Annotated in this window: 19 protein-coding genes, 1 pseudogene and 1 other annotated feature; of the genes and pseudogenes, 7 read left to right on the forward strand and 13 right to left on the reverse strand. The window is 37.8% G+C overall.

Features of this window, described 5'->3' with window-relative positions; all coding sequences use genetic code 11:
- Window positions 1-33: 33 nt before the first annotated feature.
- Both KHA94_RS26295 and KHA94_RS13120 read left to right on the forward strand, forming a co-directional pair.
- Window positions 34-165, forward strand: coding sequence for a hypothetical protein (locus tag KHA94_RS26295; protein ID WP_275950896.1), 132 nt, complete (start codon window positions 34-36; stop codon window positions 163-165).
- A 135-nt stretch (window positions 166-300) separates the two neighbouring features.
- Entirely contained in the window at window positions 301-1239 is a 939-nt protein-coding gene (locus KHA94_RS13120; protein WP_249365494.1) for an alpha/beta hydrolase, read from the forward strand.
- 68 nt (window positions 1240-1307) lie between these two features.
- Here the strand turns inward: KHA94_RS13120 and KHA94_RS13125 are convergent, their stop codons facing one another.
- The 3 genes from KHA94_RS13125 to KHA94_RS13135 form a co-directional block, all read right to left on the reverse strand.
- Window positions 1308-1844: a hypothetical protein gene (locus KHA94_RS13125; protein ID WP_213102585.1), complete on the reverse strand. Its 537-nt coding sequence runs from the start codon at window positions 1842-1844 to the stop codon at window positions 1308-1310.
- 269 nt (window positions 1845-2113) lie between these two features.
- On the reverse strand, window positions 2114-2443 hold the full coding sequence (locus tag KHA94_RS13130; protein ID WP_213102587.1) for an iron-sulfur cluster biosynthesis family protein: 330 nt from the start codon (window positions 2441-2443) through the stop codon (window positions 2114-2116).
- 81 nt (window positions 2444-2524) lie between these two features.
- Window positions 2525-3259 carry a polysaccharide deacetylase family protein gene (locus tag KHA94_RS13135; RefSeq protein ID WP_213102588.1) on the reverse strand — a complete coding sequence of 245 codons (735 nt, stop codon included), beginning with the start codon at window positions 3257-3259 and terminating at the stop codon, window positions 2525-2527.
- A gap of 218 nt (window positions 3260-3477) precedes the next feature.
- Here KHA94_RS13135 and KHA94_RS13140 point away from each other — a divergent pair, with 218 nt between their 5' ends.
- Window positions 3478-3690, forward strand: a complete 213-nt coding sequence (locus KHA94_RS13140; RefSeq protein ID WP_213102589.1) for a CDGSH iron-sulfur domain-containing protein — start codon at window positions 3478-3480, stop codon at window positions 3688-3690.
- 103 nt (window positions 3691-3793) lie between these two features.
- On the opposite strand, the gene KHA94_RS13145 is transcribed toward KHA94_RS13140, so the two are convergent.
- The 3 genes from KHA94_RS13145 to KHA94_RS13155 form a co-directional block, all read right to left on the reverse strand.
- Window positions 3794-3955: a hypothetical protein gene (locus KHA94_RS13145; RefSeq protein WP_213102590.1), complete on the reverse strand. Its 162-nt coding sequence runs from the start codon at window positions 3953-3955 to the stop codon at window positions 3794-3796.
- A gap of 180 nt (window positions 3956-4135) precedes the next feature.
- Entirely contained in the window at window positions 4136-4831 is a 696-nt protein-coding gene (locus KHA94_RS13150; RefSeq protein ID WP_213102592.1) for an alpha/beta fold hydrolase, read from the reverse strand.
- A gap of 309 nt (window positions 4832-5140) precedes the next feature.
- Window positions 5141-6145: a ketoacyl-ACP synthase III gene (locus tag KHA94_RS13155; protein ID WP_213102593.1), complete on the reverse strand. Its 1005-nt coding sequence runs from the start codon at window positions 6143-6145 to the stop codon at window positions 5141-5143.
- Window positions 6146-6328: 183 nt separating this feature from the next.
- On the opposite strand from KHA94_RS13155, the pseudogene KHA94_RS13160 reads away from it, so the two are divergent.
- Window positions 6329-7306, forward strand: a pseudogene (locus KHA94_RS13160) (HD domain-containing protein).
- Window positions 7307-7472: 166 nt separating this feature from the next.
- On the opposite strand, the gene KHA94_RS13165 reads toward KHA94_RS13160, so the two are convergent.
- Complete coding sequence (locus tag KHA94_RS13165) at window positions 7473-7805, reverse strand: YolD-like family protein (RefSeq protein ID WP_213102595.1); 333 nt, start codon at window positions 7803-7805, stop codon at window positions 7473-7475.
- A gap of 32 nt (window positions 7806-7837) precedes the next feature.
- Complete coding sequence (locus tag KHA94_RS13170) at window positions 7838-9097, reverse strand: Y-family DNA polymerase (RefSeq protein WP_213102597.1); 1260 nt, start codon at window positions 9095-9097, stop codon at window positions 7838-7840.
- A gap of 212 nt (window positions 9098-9309) precedes the next feature.
- Between KHA94_RS13170 and KHA94_RS13175 the strand changes: the two genes are divergently transcribed.
- A complete protein-coding gene (locus KHA94_RS13175) occupies window positions 9310-9507 on the forward strand; it encodes a YqzH family protein (protein WP_213102599.1) in 198 nt (65 codons plus the stop codon).
- A 10-nt stretch (window positions 9508-9517) separates the two neighbouring features.
- Here KHA94_RS13175 and KHA94_RS13180 read toward each other — a convergent pair whose 3' ends face one another.
- Both KHA94_RS13180 and KHA94_RS13185 read right to left on the reverse strand, forming a co-directional pair.
- On the reverse strand, window positions 9518-10312 hold the full coding sequence (locus tag KHA94_RS13180) for an SDR family NAD(P)-dependent oxidoreductase (RefSeq protein ID WP_213102600.1): 795 nt from the start codon (window positions 10310-10312) through the stop codon (window positions 9518-9520).
- Window positions 10313-10361: 49 nt separating this feature from the next.
- Entirely contained in the window at window positions 10362-11321 is a 960-nt protein-coding gene (locus KHA94_RS13185; protein ID WP_213102601.1) for an MBL fold metallo-hydrolase, read from the reverse strand.
- A 675-nt stretch (window positions 11322-11996) separates the two neighbouring features.
- Here KHA94_RS13185 and tagU point away from each other — a divergent pair.
- Entirely contained in the window at window positions 11997-12911 is a 915-nt protein-coding gene (gene tagU, locus KHA94_RS13190) for a polyisoprenyl-teichoic acid--peptidoglycan teichoic acid transferase TagU (RefSeq protein ID WP_213102602.1), read from the forward strand.
- 113 nt (window positions 12912-13024) lie between these two features.
- On the opposite strand, the gene KHA94_RS13195 is transcribed toward tagU, so the two are convergent.
- Together KHA94_RS13195 and KHA94_RS13200 are read right to left on the reverse strand one after the other, a co-directional pair.
- The gene (locus tag KHA94_RS13195) at window positions 13025-13702 is read right to left on the reverse strand and encodes an SOS response-associated peptidase (RefSeq protein ID WP_213102603.1); all 678 of its coding nucleotides are present in this window, start codon (window positions 13700-13702) and stop codon (window positions 13025-13027) included.
- 281 nt (window positions 13703-13983) lie between these two features.
- Window positions 13984-17727, reverse strand: coding sequence for an endonuclease (locus tag KHA94_RS13200; protein ID WP_213102604.1), 3744 nt, complete (start codon window positions 17725-17727; stop codon window positions 13984-13986).
- Window positions 17728-18147: 420 nt separating this feature from the next.
- Window positions 18148-18371: a binding site (T-box leader), on the forward strand.
- 131 nt (window positions 18372-18502) lie between these two features.
- On the opposite strand from KHA94_RS13200, the gene proC reads away from it, so the two are divergent.
- The gene (gene proC, locus KHA94_RS13205; protein WP_213102605.1) at window positions 18503-19333 is read left to right on the forward strand and encodes a pyrroline-5-carboxylate reductase; all 831 of its coding nucleotides are present in this window, start codon (window positions 18503-18505) and stop codon (window positions 19331-19333) included.
- A gap of 152 nt (window positions 19334-19485) precedes the next feature.
- Here proC and KHA94_RS13210 read toward each other — a convergent pair whose 3' ends face one another.
- Complete coding sequence (locus KHA94_RS13210) at window positions 19486-20682, reverse strand: M14 family zinc carboxypeptidase (RefSeq protein ID WP_213102606.1); 1197 nt, start codon at window positions 20680-20682, stop codon at window positions 19486-19488.
- Window positions 20683-20827 lie beyond the last annotated feature (145 nt).

The following is a 20827-nucleotide window of genomic DNA, read 5'->3' on the forward strand; positions in this document are numbered from 1 at the left end:
ATTAGGTGAAGTAATAAGAAGGGAGATATGAAAATGAGCCAAAAGCGTGAAAAGGGCTTCAGCCAAAAAGGTAAACCAAACAGCGATACCGTTAATCCAACGATTGCAGCAGAAGAATTAGAAAAAGCGATCCACCCTACAAAACGACAGAATGCTAAGCAATAAACCGCTCTCTCCAGCGGTTTTTTTATTCCTTCATTTTTTAATACAAGGATCATACTGAAAATGCATTTAATATGTTAAACAACTTTCAAAATGGTAAAATAATAAGAAAAGCGTTAGCGCCTTGGGGGGATGAATTTGAAAAGACTACTCAGGCTTACCCGTTATTTCATTTCCTTCATTCTTTTTTTATCGTCAATTGGAATTTATTTTACGAATCGGCTGATGTATATGAGGAAAAAGGAAGATCAATTTATTCTTGAACGGGAAAAGGAAGCTGGCCGGCTTGATCCAATAGAATATGAAAGTCTGCCGAAAAAAGAAGTGCTTGTCCCTTCTCCGTTTGGTTATGATCTTAAAATGGTCATTATTGAGCCGTATGAAACGAATCGTTATATTATAATTGCTCATGGAGTTACAGAAAACAAAATGAACTCGATTAAGTATATGAACCTTTTTTTGAAGCGCGGATTTAATGCCGTTATTTACGATCATCGCCGTCACGGGGAGTCTGGAGGAAAAACGACAAGCTTCGGTCATTATGAAAAGTTCGATTTAAAAACGATCGTAGATTGGCTAAAAGAAGAAAAAGGTGCCAACATCCTGCTCGGCATTCACGGAGAATCAATGGGTGCAGCAACAATGCTGTTATACGCAGGAATGCTTGAGGACGGAGCAGATTTCTATATTGCTGATTGTCCCTTTTCCGATTTTAAAGAGCTGCTTACTTATCAATTAAAATCAGAAATGAAGCTGCCGCCAAAGCTCATCTTGCCTGTAGCTGATTTATTTTTGCGCATGCGGCAGAAATACTCGATTAAAAATGTCTCTCCCATTTCCTTTATCGAAAATATTCAAAAGCCCATTTTATTTATTCATAGCAAAAAAGATGATTTTATTTTACCATCCATGTCTCAAGATTTATATGAGCGAAAAATAGGGCCAAAAAAGCTTTACTTAGCTACAAATGGCGTTCATGCCCAATCATTGAACGAAAACCCCGATGATTATGAAAAATCGATAGATGAGTTTTTAAGTGAATTTGTATATCCTGACCACCAACAATTCAATCACTAATATGGCCTGGTTTCCCAGGCCTCAGGCTGAAATAGTATTAATTTATACTTTGTCTACACTTTGCGGCCTTATTCTATTTTATCACCCATCGCCTTTCCGTCACTCAAAAGTCCTCTTGCATTTTCGTAATCCCCTAATTTTAAAAAGTAGCGCCCGTTTATTTTTTCAATGATGTGAGCATGTTCTAGCTTTTGATCCTTTCCGAACACCTCAACAGATTTTATTTCCTTACTTTCGATCTTCCCGTAGATGACAGGAATCCGATTTTCCAAATTCCCTTTATAATCATAATCGTAAAATACATCCGTATAAGTGGTCAGCAGTTCATTTTCCTTATGCTCCCAATGATTATGTCCAGCGTTTTCCCATCCGACTTGATCATTTCCTTTTAAAAAAGCCACTGTTATAGCATCAAATTCTCCTTGTTTATTTTTCTGGCGCGTGACATACAGGAGAATGACGCCATCTTTCACTTTTTCTTTATGAATAACTTCCTGTACATTAAACGGAATATCTTCTTCAATTACCTTATTCATTGGCACCGGCCTACAAGCTACCAAAAATAAGGCACACATAATCAAAAGGGTCATCATTTTCTTTTCCACGCTGCTCCCTCCGCTTCACTGACATCTTTACCATTAAATGTTGGTAACGAAGAGAACATGCATTTTTTCGAAAATTTTCCAATAAAAAGGGATATTCCCCCAAAATACTATCGTTACTAGTAATCCTGTAAAGCGAAAACAAGAAGTACTAATTTCAAATAGAACCATACAAATTCAAATACGCCAGAAAGTAAAAAGTGAAACTTCCATCAATAGGGATAACCCTACTAGAAGTTTCACTTACTGATGAACTATCTTTCAATTTTCCGTTAACCAATTGTGCGATCAAAAAAGCTCATTCTTGGATTTAAGTACTCATTTGGACTCTTCAATTGAAAGCAGTTTGCCTTTTCAGAGTAATCTATTTTTAATTGTTCATCGAGAAAAACTTCCTTTGATTTTTCTATATAAATACCGCCTATATTGGTTTTAATTTCGCGATCATCCTCATCCAATTCAGGAACTAACCAGAGAGCCGTTACCCCGCTTACAACACATCCACAGCCCTCTGTATCGTATTTAAGCTTTAAAAATCCTCTTTTATCTGCCATTCGCTCTTTGATTTTTTTTGCTGCTTCTTCGGTTATAGTGATTTGCATTCTTTCTTACCCCTTGCTACCATTTTCCTTTATTGTAGCATACTCTACTTTAAGCCAAGCGATTAGCCGGTAAAGTCACCGTCATACTCCTTCAACTATCTTAATAAAATCATCAAGAGTAGTTGAATATTTTATATAAATTCGCGGTAAAAGATAGAGTTCATCTTTACTCCCCTTTTCAGAAAATAGTTCAGGAGTAGTCGTAAGTCCAAACAAATAGTACTTCTTCGTTTCTGCTACAACCTTATCATTGAATTTTCCATATGGATACGCTAAAGCAATCACTGGTTTTCCCGTTATTTTTTGAATTTTATCCTTGGACTCTTTCAGTTCGTATTCATAATTTGTTATTGTCGTCAAATCAGGATGTGTGGCTGTATGTGACTGGATAGAAATTAATCCAGAATCCGCCATCATTTTTATATCCGACTTCGATAATCGGTTTGAACGGCCAATAAAGTCAGAAATAACAAAAATGGTTCCAGTTGGTTTAAAGCGTTCATTTTTCAGTTTCTGAAAGATAGCAAATGCATTAAGATTGTTTTTATATCCATCATCAAATGTAATGAAAATCGGTTTGTTTACTTTATGGATATCCTGCCACCGCTCAAAAGTTAATAAAGTGTAGCCATGATCGCGCAAATAAATCATTTGTTCCTCAAAATTCTTAGGGGTTACATATAACTCTTTAGAACCATGGCCCTTAAACTCATCTATTGAATGATAAATTAAAATAGGTATATTTCTCCCCGCAAAGACTTGTGATGGAAGCAGTAAAATAAGAACAAATAAGAAAAACATAGAAAACTTTTTCATTAAACCCCTCGCTTTATTCTTTTTATTACTAATTTATTATCCCTCAAAAGCTTGGCTTTATTATTTCTATCTTTTAGTCCTTCTATAGCAGAGCCTGAAAATTTTCACAAGAGAGTAAATCCCCGTCCCTCTACTTTAAGCAATACGTTTGCTTTTTTTCATTTTTCCTTTTAATATGGGAGATAAAATGTGACATTTTTGTGAAGGGATGGTTATGTATGTCAAAGGTTACAATTAAGGTGAATGATAATGGCTCATACCGTATTACGGGGGATGTTGAATTAATCGATGCGGAAGGTAATAAATTCGAAACAAAGCAAACTTTTTCTCTATGCCGATGTGGCATGTCCTCCAAAGCTCCATTTTGTGACGGAACGCATAAGGGCCAATTTGAATCAGTTGTTCGCGCGCCAAAGCCAGAAGAAGAGTAGGAAATTCTGACTTTGCACTTTCAACATGTACAAAAGCTGTTCTTAGTTTTACTTATTCGCTCTTTTAAGCAAAGACTTTATCGAAGCCCAAAAAACGGAGGAATCACCTCCGTTTTTTCTTTTCCTTCCCAGCCTTTGCAGGAGCCACTAGCTCCTCCTCAGTAATCCCCTGCAGAATTTCCCGATCCATGTGACTGCTATCATCTCCTGCACTAGGGGCAAGATTGGGCATTGGAAGCTGCTCAAGTTCCTTTCCTCTTGGCATATAGAAACACCTCCTTAATGTTAAGGTGCTACATCAATGGAAAACTACCCATACAACTTTTAAATATCCTCACAGTACTTATTTTCAAAAATATTTTCAATCCAATCTTAGAGTCAAAAATAATTTAGATGCGCCCCTTTTTTAATTAGAATTAGGATAACAGTGAAAGCTTTCGAAGACTCATGAATGAAGAAAACTTTTTACGGCAGCTAAGAAGGCTGGTAAATTAGCATCATGCACATAGTGCCCAGCATCCTCAATCGTCACCAATTCGCAATTTGGAATAAGCTCAGAAACTTCCTGCAACTTACTTTGAGGAACATGACTGGACGACCCACCGCCTATAATAAGAGTCGGCATACTAATGTCGGTTAGACGTGCCCACCATTCGGGATTAGGTTCATTAAGTTGCCGTATAATCGAAGGCACAACCAGCCAATCAAACGGCAGGGGGTCAGAAGGTTTAGAAGGAACTTCGATCTGCTTATCCGGAAAAGGAGGAGGAGGAGTGTCTTCAACAATCAACCGGTCTATCCTTGACGGAAATGCTTCCGAAAAAAGATAGGATACTGTTCCCCCCATGGAATGACCAATTAGCGTAAACCGTCCCAAATCCATTGCATTCACAAAATGAAGCAAGTCATCGCACATCAGTTCAAAAGTGTATGTACTAGTTCTCGCACTTCCACCGTGACCCCTTTGATCTAAAGCTAAAACGTGATATTTTTCTCCTAATACAGCGGCCACTTGATCCCATGATTCTGCACTCTTTCCTAGCGCGTGAAGTGCAACAATTGGTGGTGCAGAAGGTTCCCCACTCTCGCGATATTGAAAAGTAAGTCCATTCAATTCAATTTGATTCACCCGTGTTTTCATCTCCGATCATCTCCTCGGAAGGGTTTCGTCATTTGAAACCCAATTTATTTAATTTCCAATTCTATATATTCAGCGAATATGTGAGTATTTCCTTCTTAAACTATTCTTCCCTTTCGTTGAATATTCCCTGCTTATCTCAATTATTTGGCCTCTCAGTAGAGTAAAACAACGGGTGTTTTATAACATCAGCAAAAGCAAAAAAGAAAAATCCTTTTTTGAACTTATCTCTTTCTATAAAAAAATGGCTAGAAACCATTCTAAACTTTGAATAATTTCTAGCTTTTCTAAATAAAATCAAATTCATTAGATCTAATTCAGTAAATCTGGTACTCCCCATTTTACAATTAATCCTGTATAAGTAAGTCCTCCCCCGAAGCCATATAGAATGACTGTATCTCCATATTTTAATTTTTTCTCTGCCACCCCTAAACTTAGCGCTAAAGGGATAGATGCAGCGGATGTATTCCCCATATACTCTACACTATACAATGTGTTTTCAATGTTAATATTAGATTTTTCACAAATCGATTCAATCATTCTTAAATTAACACTGTGGGGAACAAACCAATCGATGTCTTCCGTTCTCAGATTTGCCCCTTCTAATAAGGTTTTAATACCTGTTGAAACAGTGCGAACTGCCCACTTATAAACCTCCCTACCATTCTGAACAATGTTTCCGTTTCCCCTAAGCTCCATGCCATGCATTTTCTGAGATAAACCAGTACGATACAGATGTAATCCTCCTTCACCATTGGTCCCTTGGATAAAAGAAACAAAGCTAGGATTTTCATCATCATATTCAACTAAAATAGCACCCGCTCCATCGCCAAAAAGAATACAGGTTGACCGATCCGTGTAATCAGTCACTTTTGATAATGTTTCTCCCCCAATAACCAGTACTTTTCGATGAAGCCCGGAAGTGATTAATCCATTAGCAACGTGGAGAGCGTATGCAAAACCAGCACATGTTGCGTTCAAATCAAAAGCACCTGAGCTTTTAATATTAAATTTCTCTTGAATTTGACATGCCACACTCGGAAAAGGAAAATCAGCTGTAGTTGTTGCCACAATAATTAAGTCGACGTCTTCTACACTCTTATGATAAGTCTGGACAAGATTCTCCACTGCCTTTATACATAAATCTGATGTAAATTCATTTTCTTCGGCAATCCGCCGCTCTCTCATTCCCGTCCTTTGAACAATCCATTCATCATTCGTATCCACTAACTTTTCTAAATCATCATTTGTCATTTTTTTGTTTGGAACATAGCTCCCAATTGCCGTAATACGTGCCTTCGAATTTTTTGAATTCATAGCGCCACCTCTTTTTATACCTTATTATAGCACTAACTATTAGTATCTAGTGCTAATTTATAAAAAAATTCATTCCATACTAATTAACTGAATACTATGTTTGCTATAATTCACTACAGAATAATCGTTTGTAATAGGTTAAAATATAATTTCCGAGTTAGTTATTTTGAAGGGGTGAAGTGAGTGATCGTAACAGATAAAATTTATGGGGGATTTATAATAGATGGAATTCTCGAAGAACTAATTTACAGTAGTCCTGTACAAAGATTAAAAGGTGTTTACCAAGGTGGATCAAGTTATTTAGTTAATCAGGAATGGGATGTTACAAGGTATGAACATTCTATCAGTGTAATGCTCTTAATCAAGAAATTCGGCGGCTCCCTAGAAGAATAAATGGCAGGACTGCTTCACGATGTATCACATACAGCATTTTCTCACGTTATTGATTTCGTATTTGAAAATATTGAGGAGAATTACCACGAAAAAATTTATCATCAAATCGTTACTGAGTCTGAAATTCCTCTTATCCTAAAAAAATATGGCTATGACTATAAAGAAATATTATTAGACGACTCCAAGTGGCCATTACTTGAACAACCAGCGCCTGAGTTATGTGCCGATCGAGTAGACTACACTCTCCGAGATATGTATCATTACGGAAATATCACAATGGAAGAGATTCAGAGTTTTTTCGAGAATTTAATCATAATAGATGGGAAAATGTATCTGAAAAATATCGAAACAGCTGAATGGTTTGTAAAAACTTATTATAAAGAAGTTATTGATTACTTCATGGACCCTCTGAATATATATGGCTATGATTTCTTGGCAAAAACTTTAAAATTAGCATTAGAAAAAAATATTATTAACCTTAATACCTTGCTCGGAACAGATAAAGAAGTAATGCTCTTATTACGTTCATCTGATGACAAAGATATACAAAGTCTTATAAAACGAATTCATCGTAGAGTACAAGTAAAAGAAGATAATAACGAATATGATATACACCGTAAGAATAAAGTGCGACTTATTGACCCTTCTGTCCTTTATGAAAACAAATTAATTAGAGCTTCAAAATTATCAGAGTATGTTAGGAGTATCGGTGAAGACGCAAAGAAAAAATTCAAGGACGGTATGTATGTAAAAATAATTTCTAATTAAATAATATTTTTCTTTTGTGAGCTTTTGACAGAAAAGAAAAGTAATTACCAACGAGACTTCTAATTTGAAGTCTCAATTTAATAAATATAGCCATTCGAATAAAAAACTGAACAATTGAACAGTATATCCTTTCTATTGCTCAGTTTTTATAACGACTAAAAGGCTACTACATGGTAAACCGTACATCCGCTATAGCAGAAATGTGTATCCGGTGTATCTCCTCAAATCGATCTACAATATGCAGCTTTTGATTAATATCATCCCAAAAATGAATATTTCCAATAACAAGTTCGTAATTATTATGCCTATAGTGAGTAATTGTAACGCTTTTTCCAAATTCCATTGCCTCGGAAATGATGTCATTCATGCTCTCAAGCTTTTGTTCATCGATCTCCCGCCTTTGGTCGTACGTATCTTCCTTCGCCCAATCTCTTAATAGCTTTACATGTTCTGGGAGCATCATGGATGTCCATTTTATTCTGCCCCTGTCTCGAATCATGATCCAACCCCCTTATTTAACAAAGTGACCGCCTACATTTTATGACCGCCGACAAGTGTTGCTCTATGTCTGGCCGTTCCCGCAGCTGTATAGGAGACCGCTCTTAGAAGTGCCCCCGCTCCAAACTTCGATCGGATATGGTCAACGGTATAGCCAAGCTCTCTCTTCTTCCAACCATTTTGATCAAAAAGATTGAGCTGCATTTCATTGTCATCAACAAGATTGCCAATGGAAAGAGAAATTTGCCGCACTGTTTTTCCTTCATAAAATTTATGAAAAAGCTGTACACACACACGATAAATATCCATTGTAATGTTTGTTGGCTCATCAAGCGTTTTCGAACGATAAAAGCCGCCGCCTAATTCATCTTGGCTATAGCCTACACCGAAGCTGATCGTCCTTCCAGCTTTCCGATGATTACGTGTCCTTCTTGCCACTTCCTCACACATCTCAAGGATGACATACTTAATTTCATGCTCTTCCTTATAATCCCGGAGCAAGATTTGACTTTTCCCAAAACTAATCTGTCCTTCTATTATCGGTGCCCCGATTTCAGAAAGATCAATCCCCCATGCATGATGGTAAAGCTGATTTCCCATGATGCCGAATTTCTTCTCAAGCTTCTCCAAATCATAATGGGCAATCTGTCCAACGGTAAAGATCCCCATTCCATTCAGCGTTTTTTCCACACGGCGCCCAATTCCCCACATCTCCGATAGAGGTGAAACAGGCCATAATTTCGTTTGGACATCATCGTATGTCCATTCGGCAATCCCCGATCTTTTCGCATCCAAATCAAGGCAAAGCTTCGAAATCAGCATATTAGGCCCAATTCCAATAGCGCATGGCAGCTGAAATTCCCGATCTAAATCATCCCTGATCTTACAGGCAATTGTCAAAGCATCCCCCCAAAGGTGCAGAGCCCCATCCACCTTAATAAAACTCTCATCTACACTGTACGTATGAATCGCTTCCTTTGGAACATAACGATTAAAAACACGGGTAATTTCCGTCGAAACCCTTAAATAGGTTCCCATTTTCGGCTCAGCTACAATAATCCGCGGGTCGTCTGGAATTTCATACAAACGGTTTCCTGTCTTTATACCGAATTCTTTTTTCATCCTTGGTGACGCTGCTAGAACAACACTTCCCTTCCGCTCTTGATTTCCAGCAACAACGAGATAGCATTCAAGAGGATCGAGCCCGCGCATAATAGCGGAACAGCTTGCATAGAAGCTCTTTATATCCACACACAAAATCTGTTTCTTTGGCATCGTGCTGTAATCAATCATAGCTCTTCCTCCTTGAAAAGCAGACAATCTTGTTGGGCGAAACTCCTTAAAAAACAAGAACGTTTGTTCTAATTTTAGTATACACATTATAATAAACGAATATACGTTCTCTTTCAATGGGAATTTCATGACTTATTTCTTATAAAAGGGAATTTTTCCAGTATGTCTATCGACCTAAAAACCGTATAATCGACATGAGGAGGAATTTTTAAATGGATAAGAAGTTCATATTTAAAATGATCCAAAGCTGCCTAAAACAATACAATGAGTCTGTATCTTTTGGCAGCGTGGAATTTGAGGAAATGTATCAAAAAATTAATTTAATGAAAGAAAGTGAAAAGGAAAGTGACTTACATGACATTGTCAATGATGTCGTATATGGCTATATAACAGATTCACCGTATTTTTAGAAATTAATGCTTATTTTTGATTAAAAGCCCTTCTGCCAAGACGCTCAAACAAGCGCGGAAAAAGAGCATACACAATACTGCCTGCATTCATCCAGCGCGGCAAATTAATTTCGCGAGTAGGCGTCAGCATTGCATCCACCACTTTTTTGGCCACATACTCTGGCTTTAACATAAATTTCTTTACATTTTTAACGTATGTTCCTTTTTCATCGGCAATCGTAAAAAAGTTCGTTTCAATCGGACCTGGATTAATGGCAGTCACAAAAATATGATGCTTGGAAAGCTCCATCCGAAGGCTGTTAGTGTAACCGAGGACAGCATGCTTCGTTGCGGAATAAACACTTGATTTCGGTGTAGCAATCTTACCAGCCTGGGAGGCAATATTAATGATGTGGCCGCTTCCCTGCTGTTGCATTTTAGGCAAAACCATACTCGTACAAGCCATTAAGCCGACAACATTAACAGCAAACATCCCTTTAATATCATCAATTTTTGCCTCATGCGCTTCACGAAAAATACCGTACCCCGCATTGTTAACAAGAACATCAACTGAACTTAGCTGCTCCAAAACTTTTGAAAAGACAGCCTCCACCTCGTCCGTGTTTGAAACATCAAGTTTATGTACATCTACATTCACTTGAAAACGCCTTTCTAAATCAGCTTTCAGTGTACCTAGCTTCTCATCGTTTCGGGCGAGCAAAACAAGATTTGCTCCTCTCTCCGCACAAAGGGCCGCCATGGACGCACCGATTCCACCTGAAGCCCCTGTAATAATAATATTTTTATTTTTCAAACGCTCTGACATTGTGTCACCTCATTAACTGCAATTGGGAAGCACCTCTCTTTCCAAAAAGCTAAGCAGAAAAAAGATAAGCTTTCCCCTCTTTATTTATACTAATTGCTCCCAATGCATGCAAATAATCAAGCTGTGCGATTGTTTCAGAAATTGTTAAGGAAAATTCTTTTTTATATACTGTTGGAAAAAGACGCTGACAAATTTCAAAAACAGTAAGGGGCTCTTCTTCCAGCCATTTTTTCACATGCAAGGCGCGCTCATGCTGGCGGACAAGTCTTTTTTCGATAAGTTCATGAACATGATAAATATTATCGCCATGTCCAGAATAACAGAGCTGTATTGGAAGCTGCAGCAGCTTTTTCAAAGACTCATTATATTGCACTTGCGGTTTTGGGCGCTTTGTTTTGCCAGGCAAAGGAGGTTCCATTAATGGATTCGGAGAGATATGTGCAAGTAAATGATCTCCTCCAATAAAAACGCCGTCCTTTTCCCGGAATAAACCGATATGACTCTGAGCATGCCCAGGTGTTTCAATGACCGTCCAACTGTAAAGACCTGGCGGGATGTCCCCTTCCTTCAATTCCCCTGAAAGAGAACGGCTGCAGGAAAAATACAGCGGCTTTTTCATCAAGTCAATAAACGATAAATATTGCTCCGGAATCCCACACCTAGGAAAAAGATCATAGTAGAATTCATCATGTGCTTTTAAAAACGCATCCGTACGATGTAACCATCTTTGATTATTTCGATGTCCATATACATCCAAAGTCTGCGGGAAATAATCTAAAAGACCAGCATGATCAGGATGGTGGTGAGTAAGGACAACCTGCTCAATATCATCAGGCGATAAATGTAAATCTTTTAATTGTGCATTCAAAGCCTCCCATGCCTCTTCCGTTTTTGGCCCAACATCGACAAGCGTCAGCCTTTCCCCTTTCACAACATAGACATTTACATCACCGACAGAAAAAGGTGTCGGAATGACTAATTTAGCAAGGCCATCTTTCCATTCTGCCATTTTTTCAACTCCTCAAAAATTACTATATTTAGATAGAATCAAATTTACATACCTCAAAGGATTTCAGTTTTTCTGATACCATTTCCAACAAAACTTTTATACTTTCTGACCTTTTAAACATAAGTTTAACCTTATTTTTAATTGTTGTCATTATTTTCGCATAATTCAATATACACTAATGGAGAGCAGATAATCTGTGTTTGACTCTAAATGTGGACCAAAAAATTTCATGCTGCATTTGATAAGTTGATAAAGTGAAACTTCCATCAGTGGGGGTTTTTTTCACCCCCCACTGATGGTTAGTTGAACCAATCGGGCTTTTACGGGCAGTTATCCCCCACCTATCTTCCTCGCTTCTCTCTCAATCTTGAGGTGGGGGTCTTACTGCCCGTTAATGCGGGATAAATAAAAAACCTCTTTCAGGTGAATATGTTTTTATGTTTTTATGTTTTTATGTTTTTATGTTTTTATGTTTTTATGTTTTTATATTTTTCAATTAACACTCAAGGAGGGTATGTAATTTATTCCTTTATTACTGAATAGAAATGACTAATAGCTCTTTTTTAAAAGAATAGCCCCTATGACACAGACAGATGGGTAGAGTCTGGTAAAAGATAACATATTTATTAGAGGTTTTAGGCAATCGAATTTTTGTGTAATTGGTAGGGGAAAAGTATGAGATCTGGAAAGAATAGAATGTGGCTCCGCGTAACAGGAATAATTATTCTATTTATTTTAATAGGTACGAGTATTTATGGATATTCATTTTATAAATCTTTGACAAAATCGATTGAAACAATGCATCAGCCTATTGATAGGGGGAAATCAATTAAAAGGCAAGAAGAAATTACACTGACCAAACAAGACCCATTCTCTGTATTAGTGCTTGGTGTTGATGAACGTGAAGGAGATCGTGGACGTTCAGATTCAATTATTGTATTAACAGTTAACCCTAATCAAAACTCTGTCAAGATTCTTAGCATCCCTCGAGATACAAGAACAGAGATAATAGGTCATGGTACAGTCGACAAAATCAATCATGCCTATGCATATGGTGGAGTAGAAATGTCAATAGCAACAGTGGAGAACTTTTTAGATATCCCTATTGATTATTTCATACAAATTAATATGGAGGGTTTTACAGAAATTATTGATTCTGTTGGCGGGGTAACTGTTAATAATGACTTAGAATTCACCGAAGGAGATCAGCACTTTCCACAAGGAGAAATAACGTTAAATGGGGAGCAAGCTTTATCGTTTTCCAGGATGAGATATGATGACCCAAGAGGAGATTTTGGCCGTCAGCTTAGACAGCGTCAAATCATACAAGCCGTACTTAAGAAAGGAGCAAGCCTCTCCTCATTAGCAAACTATAAAGAGATATTTCAAGCATTAGGAAATAATATAAAAACAAACCTAGAGTTTGAGGAGATGATAGACATTCAAAAAAATTATCGGGTTGCTGTCAAAACCGTTGAACAATCATCCATTAACGGGAGTGGGACAAAAATTAACAGCATTTACTATTATATCGTCCCCGATGAGGAAAAAGTACGTGTTCAAGCTGAAATGAAAGAGCATTTAAAATAAAAAAGCAAAAACTAGAAAATAACCGAAGAATTATCTCCTAACAAAAAGGTGTATAAAATAAAACAGTGACTCAAACCTATAAGGTTTTAGCTGCATAATCGTCTTTTAAACTCCTAGCAAATTTTCTGTATCAACTCAGGAGAATTATTTTTCGGCGAGTTAACGAGCGTAGATACCTCATACGTCTCCATCAAGTCCTGATTAAGAGCCTTTAGCAATCCATCAAGATAAGATGGATCTGTAATTGATCGATCTAACCATATTTTTTCATCTTCTGGCTTTAATATAACAGGCATGCGATCGTGTATATCTTTTACAAGTTCATTAGGCGTTGTGGTGATAACAGAACAGGAGAACACAGATTTCCCTTGTGGAGATTTCCAGTGCTCCCATAATCCTGCCATTGCGAAAAGTTCATCTGTTCTCAGTTTTATACGCATCGGGGTTTTCGTTTTATTATCATGACGCTTCCATTCATAAAAACTGTCCGCAATTATTAAACAGCGTCTTTTCATATAAGCATTACGGAAACTAGGCTTCTCCTTTAAGGATTCAGCTCTCGCATTAATCATTTTATAACCGATTTTCTCATCATTAGCCCATGAAGGAATTAATCCCCATCTTAAAAACCCTAATCTATTTCTGCTGCCGTCATTGACGACTGCTAATACAGATTGTGAGGGAGCGACATTATAATTCGGAGCATATAAATCTTGTTCGATAAGTTGTTCAATATCAAATCGATCAATAATTTGTTCAAAAGTCGCTGTTAAAGTAAAACGTCCGCACATCTAAATCACCTCAAGGCTTTGTTTTGTTCATTTTACCAATAATAAGAGGCTGTCACCACTTCAAGAATATTTCCGATTTCCTTATTAGCAAAAAGAAAAAGCTATTCGCAAAGCGATAGCTTTTTTAAATTAGGCTGTGTTAAACTTCCCTGTTGATTTCCGCTGCAGGCACGCGCCTTCCGCTCCAATCGACAACTAAATAGAATTTCCAACACTAAGCTTTAACACAGCCATAAATTAATAAATATGTCCAAAATTTTGATATAACCAAAAACAAATTATTAGTTAGCTTTTTCCCAGATCATCTGCGCCCATTCAGGATGGTCAATGAACGGATTGCGGTTGTGCTGCCACTTTTCATAAATAATATTGTTGCGGTTTCGTTCAAAATCGTCTACTGGGTCTTGATTATTCCATTCTAGTAAGACAGACAGCTTACCGTGATATGGGCTGTTTCCATTTCCAACTTTATCATTCAATTCCAAATCGATTTCACCATTCGTTCCTTCATAGCGAACATCCATATAGAAGAGCATTCTGGCAACATCTCCCTTAACTCTATCTGGAGGTTCCCAAGAGTTCGATGTTTTGAAACAGCCATCACAGCCACTGACTGGATTGCCGCCATTATCAAAATCTAGATTTCCTCTAGTACTATTAATCTGTACATCGGAAGGCCGGAGATGATGAAGGTCCGTACCTGGTCCATTATTTGTCCCAAATCCACCATGGGATTGGGCCCAAACATGCTCACGATTCCATTGACCTACATTTCCGCCATTACTGCTCTTAGGACGGGATTCACCCTTATAAATCAAAATAACATTGTCCTCGTTATTAGGATCCTCATCAGTTTCCTTTAATGCTTCCCACACTTGACTATACGAAATTTTGGTTTGCTCGCTAATAATTTTGTGAAGAGCAAGTTTCAAATCTGCTCCGGTTTTCCCAGCAGCTGGATCATAATAGCCATCAAACTCATTCTTCTCTTCAACAGTTAATGAGAAGCGGGCAGTAATCTCTCCGCCATTTCCGTCCTTGGCCGTAATTGCGATTAAGTAATTGCCGATTTTATCGGTTGGAAGTGTAAGCACAGAACCCGATACAGTACCAATTGTTGTAGTGTAAACCAATGGATCTCCATCTGGATCTGAGAAATGCTCGCTTAATTGAATCGAAACCTTCTCACCAGTTTTGACATTAATTTTGTCTAATGGCTTAGTTAGTACTGGTGCTTTGTTCTCTTTAGGAGCAAATGGAGAAGGAATCTCTTCCCCTTTCGCATTTGTAAATTTAATAGCGGAAGGGTCGACTTTTTTACCTAACGTCCATTGCTTAACATTCTCTGCTCCTCTAATTTCCTTCACCTTATCACTCTCTATTAGAACTTCCTTTATCTCTGTTCCAGTAAGATCAACAACTGTGTCTTTTTGGGCAGAGCTTATGACAACTCTCGTTTTCTTTAATCCTTCCCCTTTAAGGGTGGCAGATTTTTTGAGCCAAATTCCTTCGGTGATTGTCGAATTTTTATCCATGATAATTAACGCATTATCCGGTCCTATGACAAGTTTTTTTGCTTTGTAGTTGACAAGATTGTACACTTTATCATACTTCGGTTCTTCTGGTTTAACGGGTTCTTTTAGAGTCGTTTGAATTAAAACCGGATCATGGTCGCTGGCACGTCCATGTTCTTCCATGAAGCCGGAATTAATATGAACAATATCAACTTCAGTTGAATCTGCTAAATTGTTAGAAACTAAAATATGATCTAAAACTTGAGCATTCCCTTGGTAGTTATAAGTATAGCGCTCATCTGCCGGAACTTTTTCTATCATGTTCGTTAATTCTTGTCCTTTTAATGCTTTCAACGGATTAGAAAATTCAAAATCATTAAAGTCACCAAGCAATACAATATTTGCATTCGGATCCTTTGATTGAACATCCTTGACGAAATTGTTTACAATCGCGGAAATTTCCATCCGCTGTTTTTCACTATTTAAAACTGGAGGCTGAGTTTTTCCAAACAGAGGAAGGTCTCCGCCTTTTGAGTTAAAATGGTTTGCTACAACAATGACATTTTCTCCTTTAAATTCAAACTGTGCGGCTAACGGTTTTCGGCTTGAATTGAAAGCAGAATTTGTAGGATCGATACGACCTGGATTAAGTGTAAGCTTGCCATTTTCAAATCCGACTGCTTCTGTAGCAGAGCCTTTTACACCTTCCATTAGTGATACTCGTTCCGGATTGTAAAGGAAACCAACACGGATATTTCCTCCTGGCTGTCCGCCATCTAATTTATCTACCGGTGAAATATCTGTATAGACATATGTTGGGCCACCTAAAGATACTATTTTTTCGATTAATTTCGCTGCACTTTGGCTTGCATCAGTCGTTCCGCTGTCCGTTGGTCCATCATTATCTTGAACCTCTGTCAAGCCAATAATATCTGGTTGTTTCATATTTGTAACAATAGCTTCTGCTAGTTTCGTAACCTTCGAATCATCTGTTTTCGCTGAAAAGTTTTCTACATTGTATGATGCTATAGTCAATTTTTCATCCTCTGGCGCAATTGCTGTTGTTTCGCGCTCGTTTGCTCCAGGCAACAGTGATGGCAATTTCGCTTTATCACTTAGGATTTTATAGTTGCTGAAACCATAGCTTACAACCCCCTGAATAGATCCATTGAAGCGATCCCCCATTTTAGCTACAAATGAATTATCATTAATATCAATAGTCATTCTTTCTGGGTTAAAATCCGTTTCTGTAATGCGTAACCCACCCGCTTTTGTATTTGTTGGAATATTTTCGGGAACGACGATAATTTCTCCATATTTTTGTGGAGCTACTACCTTTGGATTATTTACTTGTACGAGCATACCCTCAAGGCTCTCAAAAAAGTCAATACCATCAACCTCAGGATTAAAAGCTGTTAAACTATCGCTGTCGATCACTTCAAGAGGCGGCATACGATCGACTCCCAGAACAACAGGAGCAGGTAGGGGCTCATTGCTTTTAATCATTTGAATATTAGTTGCATTTATTTCAGTAACAGGGAGGTCCGTTTGCAGCTTTTCAGCATATCCCTCCAAAACCCATTCTTTCACTTGACCACTAGCTTTTACAACATCACCCACTTTAACATTATGGGATTTTTTATAAACTAAAATGCCTTCAGAAGTGTTTGGATCTTCATCTGGCTGCCTGTCCTGCATATAAAAATTGCTTCCATCAACTACATATGTAACAATTCCCTCAATACCTACTACGTTTTGATCTGCATATGGAGAAGAATGGCCAGCACCCTGAATATCATGAATACGGATCGTATCCTCCTGTTGAATGCTATAATCATACACCTTTACTTCACTGTCTGTTAAACCTGCTTTTACGGCAATGGCTTTGATGGTGACTGGGGCATTTATTTCGATCGGCTCTGTGTAAAGCGTGCTGAATTTAGTAGGTTCTGAGCCGTCTAAAGTAAAATAGATTTCTGCATCTTTAGTAGTTGTCGCTAATTCAACTCTTGTACCTTTGACAACTGCACCACTATCTGGTAATGCAGTTACAGCTTGAACCTTGACAGGGTCAGTATCCTCGACAAATGAATAAGCAGTAGGACTTTTCAAACCTGGAACTGCAAAGTAAGCAGTTAAATTACCAGTAATATTAATTTTTTTTCCTAGATTCTCTGGGTGATCCACAAGATTCAATGCTGTTCTAATAGAACCTGCTGGCAGCTGAACAGGCAAAATTTTCTTTGCATCCGTTTCATCTGCTGAATCTGCAATAGCAATATTAGTGTTCACTGTAAAAGGCCCTTGATGCTGATATTTTGGGCCATTATTAGTAACACCAACAATGTACCCTTCAACCGTGGCAAATCCACTATTATTTGCAATTGCCTCTGCAACCGTAATTGTTTCTGCTGCCTTCGATACATTTCCAAGGAATGGATTAAACAGGCTGAAAATCATTGTAAAAATTAGAGCGAGGCTAAATATCTTTTTCTGAAGCCTACCTTTCATTTGAACTCCCCCAAACCCTCTTAATTATATTAATACCTTCTTCTCATTTAGTTAAGCATTCCTCTATTAACTGCACAATCACATTTTTGTAAATTTTAATTAAAATACCAAAAATAAGAAGATTATACTATTTGTCATATAGGCTTAACTACTCAAATTCTAAGGAAAAGGGATTGACTGAGTAAACATTTTGGCCTTAACGCTTCCTGCTAGAAGGATTAATAGAATTACTTAGTCTATGAAAATCTGCAGCATTAAAACCATTCTTCCATGAAAAAAGACATGGATTAAAAAAGATTGCAAGAAATATTCTGAAATAATACATTGCCGAAACAGAATTTTCTATATTTTTAGATATTAAACCCTTGACAAACTTGCTCGTCCTCGTCCATAATCTCTATTAATATCATTAGACAGAGGAAAACAGCGATGAATAAGGCCAGTAAATGGAACAAAGACGAAAGAGAGTGAAGCTCAGCGGCTGAAAGGCTTCACCGTCCACTTGACCATTGAACCTACCTTATGAGCAGTTAGGAAAACCTAAACGTGTTTCCGGCGTTAACGGAGAAGAGATACCCTTTTGCTGCATTTAAGAAAGGGTAATTAAGGTGGTACCACGAAAACTTAGCCCTTTCGTCCTTTACGGATGAAGGGGCTTTTTATTTTTATTTTTGATAAATGGGGAAATTTTAACTAACTTACACGAACCTTCTCCCTAACGTAAATCAAACAAAATCGTCTACAAAAAAGTTTTATTCATAAGGAGGCATTCAGAATGAAAAAAGTAGCGTTTATCGGTGCAGGTTCTATGGCAGATGCATTAATTTCCGGAATATTAAAAAATAAAATAGTTGATCCACATCGTATTTGGGTAACGAATAAGGCTGATCACGACAAGTTAAAGGAGATGCAAACTCAATATGGAGTTCAAACAACGTATCAATTAGAGGAGATTTTTCATGATGCTGAGATTGTCTTTTTGGCGATGAAGCCTAAAGATGCGGCAGTGGCGATTACTCGAATAAAGAAATACTTAACGCAGGAAATGCTTGTTATTTCCGTTTTAGCAGGAGTGGCGATCAACAGCATCGAACACTTAGCAGAAAAGGAGTTGGCCATTGTGAGAGCAATGCCGAATACTTCTGCTGCTGTCGGAAAATCAGCAACGGCCTTGGCGATAAATGAAAATGTATCTGAGGAACAAGTAAAGCTCGTTACGAAAATATTCGGAACAGTTGGTTTGACTGCAATAGTTGAAGAGGAGCAGCTTGATGCAATAACAGGTTTATCAGGCAGTGGGCCAGCTTATATCTACTATCTTACAGAAGCGATGGAAAAAAGCGCATTAGACATTGGACTTGAAAAAAACGTCGCAAAGGAATTTATTGTACAAACATTGCTTGGGGCAGCTGAAATGCTATCAAAATCAACGAAGGAAACTCAGCAGCTTCGCAAAGAAGTGACAAGCCCAGGTGGAACAACGGAGGCTGGTATAAAAATTTTAGATTCCTATGGTGTACAGAATGCATTTATTGATTGTATTAAAGAAGCGACTGCACAGTCAAAAAGACTAGGACAGGCGTTTAGAGCTAAAATGGAGGTTTAAGTAGGTACATTTAATAACTACTTTACAAGTTGATCGAGTACTTTCCTTGAGGTATGTGGCACATTTCAATATTTTTTTAGCATAGCACTGAGATAAAATAAAAGCCGCCAACTGACTTAACCTTCAATTGGCGGCAAATGAACAAATATTTTTTATAATCCGCCTGGAGTTCTTACGCTTAACGGAATGCTTTCATATTCTTCTGGATTTAATTGATATACAGATCCATCTGTCACGCCATTAATAATGCCCATGAGACCTGTTTCAACCGTTTTTACGAGCTGCCCTCTCTTCTTTTGACCAAAATTTTGCGTTTGCCCACTTACTTCAAAAAGAACTGTTCCGCTCCCATTTAATGCAAACGCGCCTAAAGCTGTTCCTGGTAAGTCAATATTTTGATCGTACAATGAAATATTTGTAAATACAGAATTGCCTTTTTCCTGAAGTGCGTTATATGCCGCTAAATTCAATTGTCTTGAAAAATCATAATTATAGTTCTCAGCGTACGCAGCATATTTTTCACCGCCAGGGCTGTTTGGATGCTTGACGAACTTTCCTGAAATAGACATCGTCACACGATCATCCGTACCTTCTACGTAAGGGAATCCTTGATGATGAAGATCAACGAACACATCCACTTTTCCGAATTGTTCCTTTAAGCCCTTGTAAACATCTCTAACTGTTTGCGCTTCTGGTGTAATAAACCAGCCGTATTTATTAGATGCACCAGGGAAATCTTCAGGCTTTGGAACATAGTTCAAGTCTGGATTAAAGTCTCGGTTCACATCAAATCCTGGGTTGAGATTATAATTATAACTTCCAGGATAATTGTAATAATTCCAGGCAGGCTGGACATTTGCTAACTGAGGGAATTTCGCAACTACCTCCGCCCAATCCATGTCATTCGCACGGCGGTCAAGCTCAGAGCCATCAGCGTTCATCATTGGAATGGCGACGATTGTCAGCTCATCCAAAATCTTTTTCGCTTCTTGTGAATTGCTTGATCCAAGATTTTGCAAAATGTTTAAAAGGGCAACTGTTCCTGTTTTCTCATTTCCATGAATCTCACTCTCGATTAATACAACCTTATCTCCATGGCCAACCGTTACCTTATAGATGTCACGCCCTAAATTTGTTTTACCAGCCGTTTCAACCTTTACTTTGCCTTGGCTAGATTTCTGGATCTGCTCTAGCTTCTTTGTAAGTTGATCATAGTTGATAAACCCTTCAATCGATAGATTATCCCCTTGTTGTGGACTTGGCCCTGGCTCAGCAAAACCAACATTCGGTACAGCCAATAACGATGCAGCTAAAGCTGTTGAACTTAATACCTTCCAAAGCTTATTCATTCTCCATTCCTCCACCCTTTTTTATGTAAAAACAATGTAAGATTTCTACGATATTTCTCCGTTTCCTCTCGCTTTTTTGAAAATGAATACATAAGACTAAAAAAGGAAAAAAAACGCTTGGTAACTAAGTATTCGTTATTTTCTG

Origin of the sequence: Cytobacillus citreus, from assembly GCF_018343665.1 — a bacterium.
Classification (GTDB): domain Bacteria; phylum Bacillota; class Bacilli; order Bacillales; family Cytobacillaceae; genus Cytobacillus; species Cytobacillus citreus.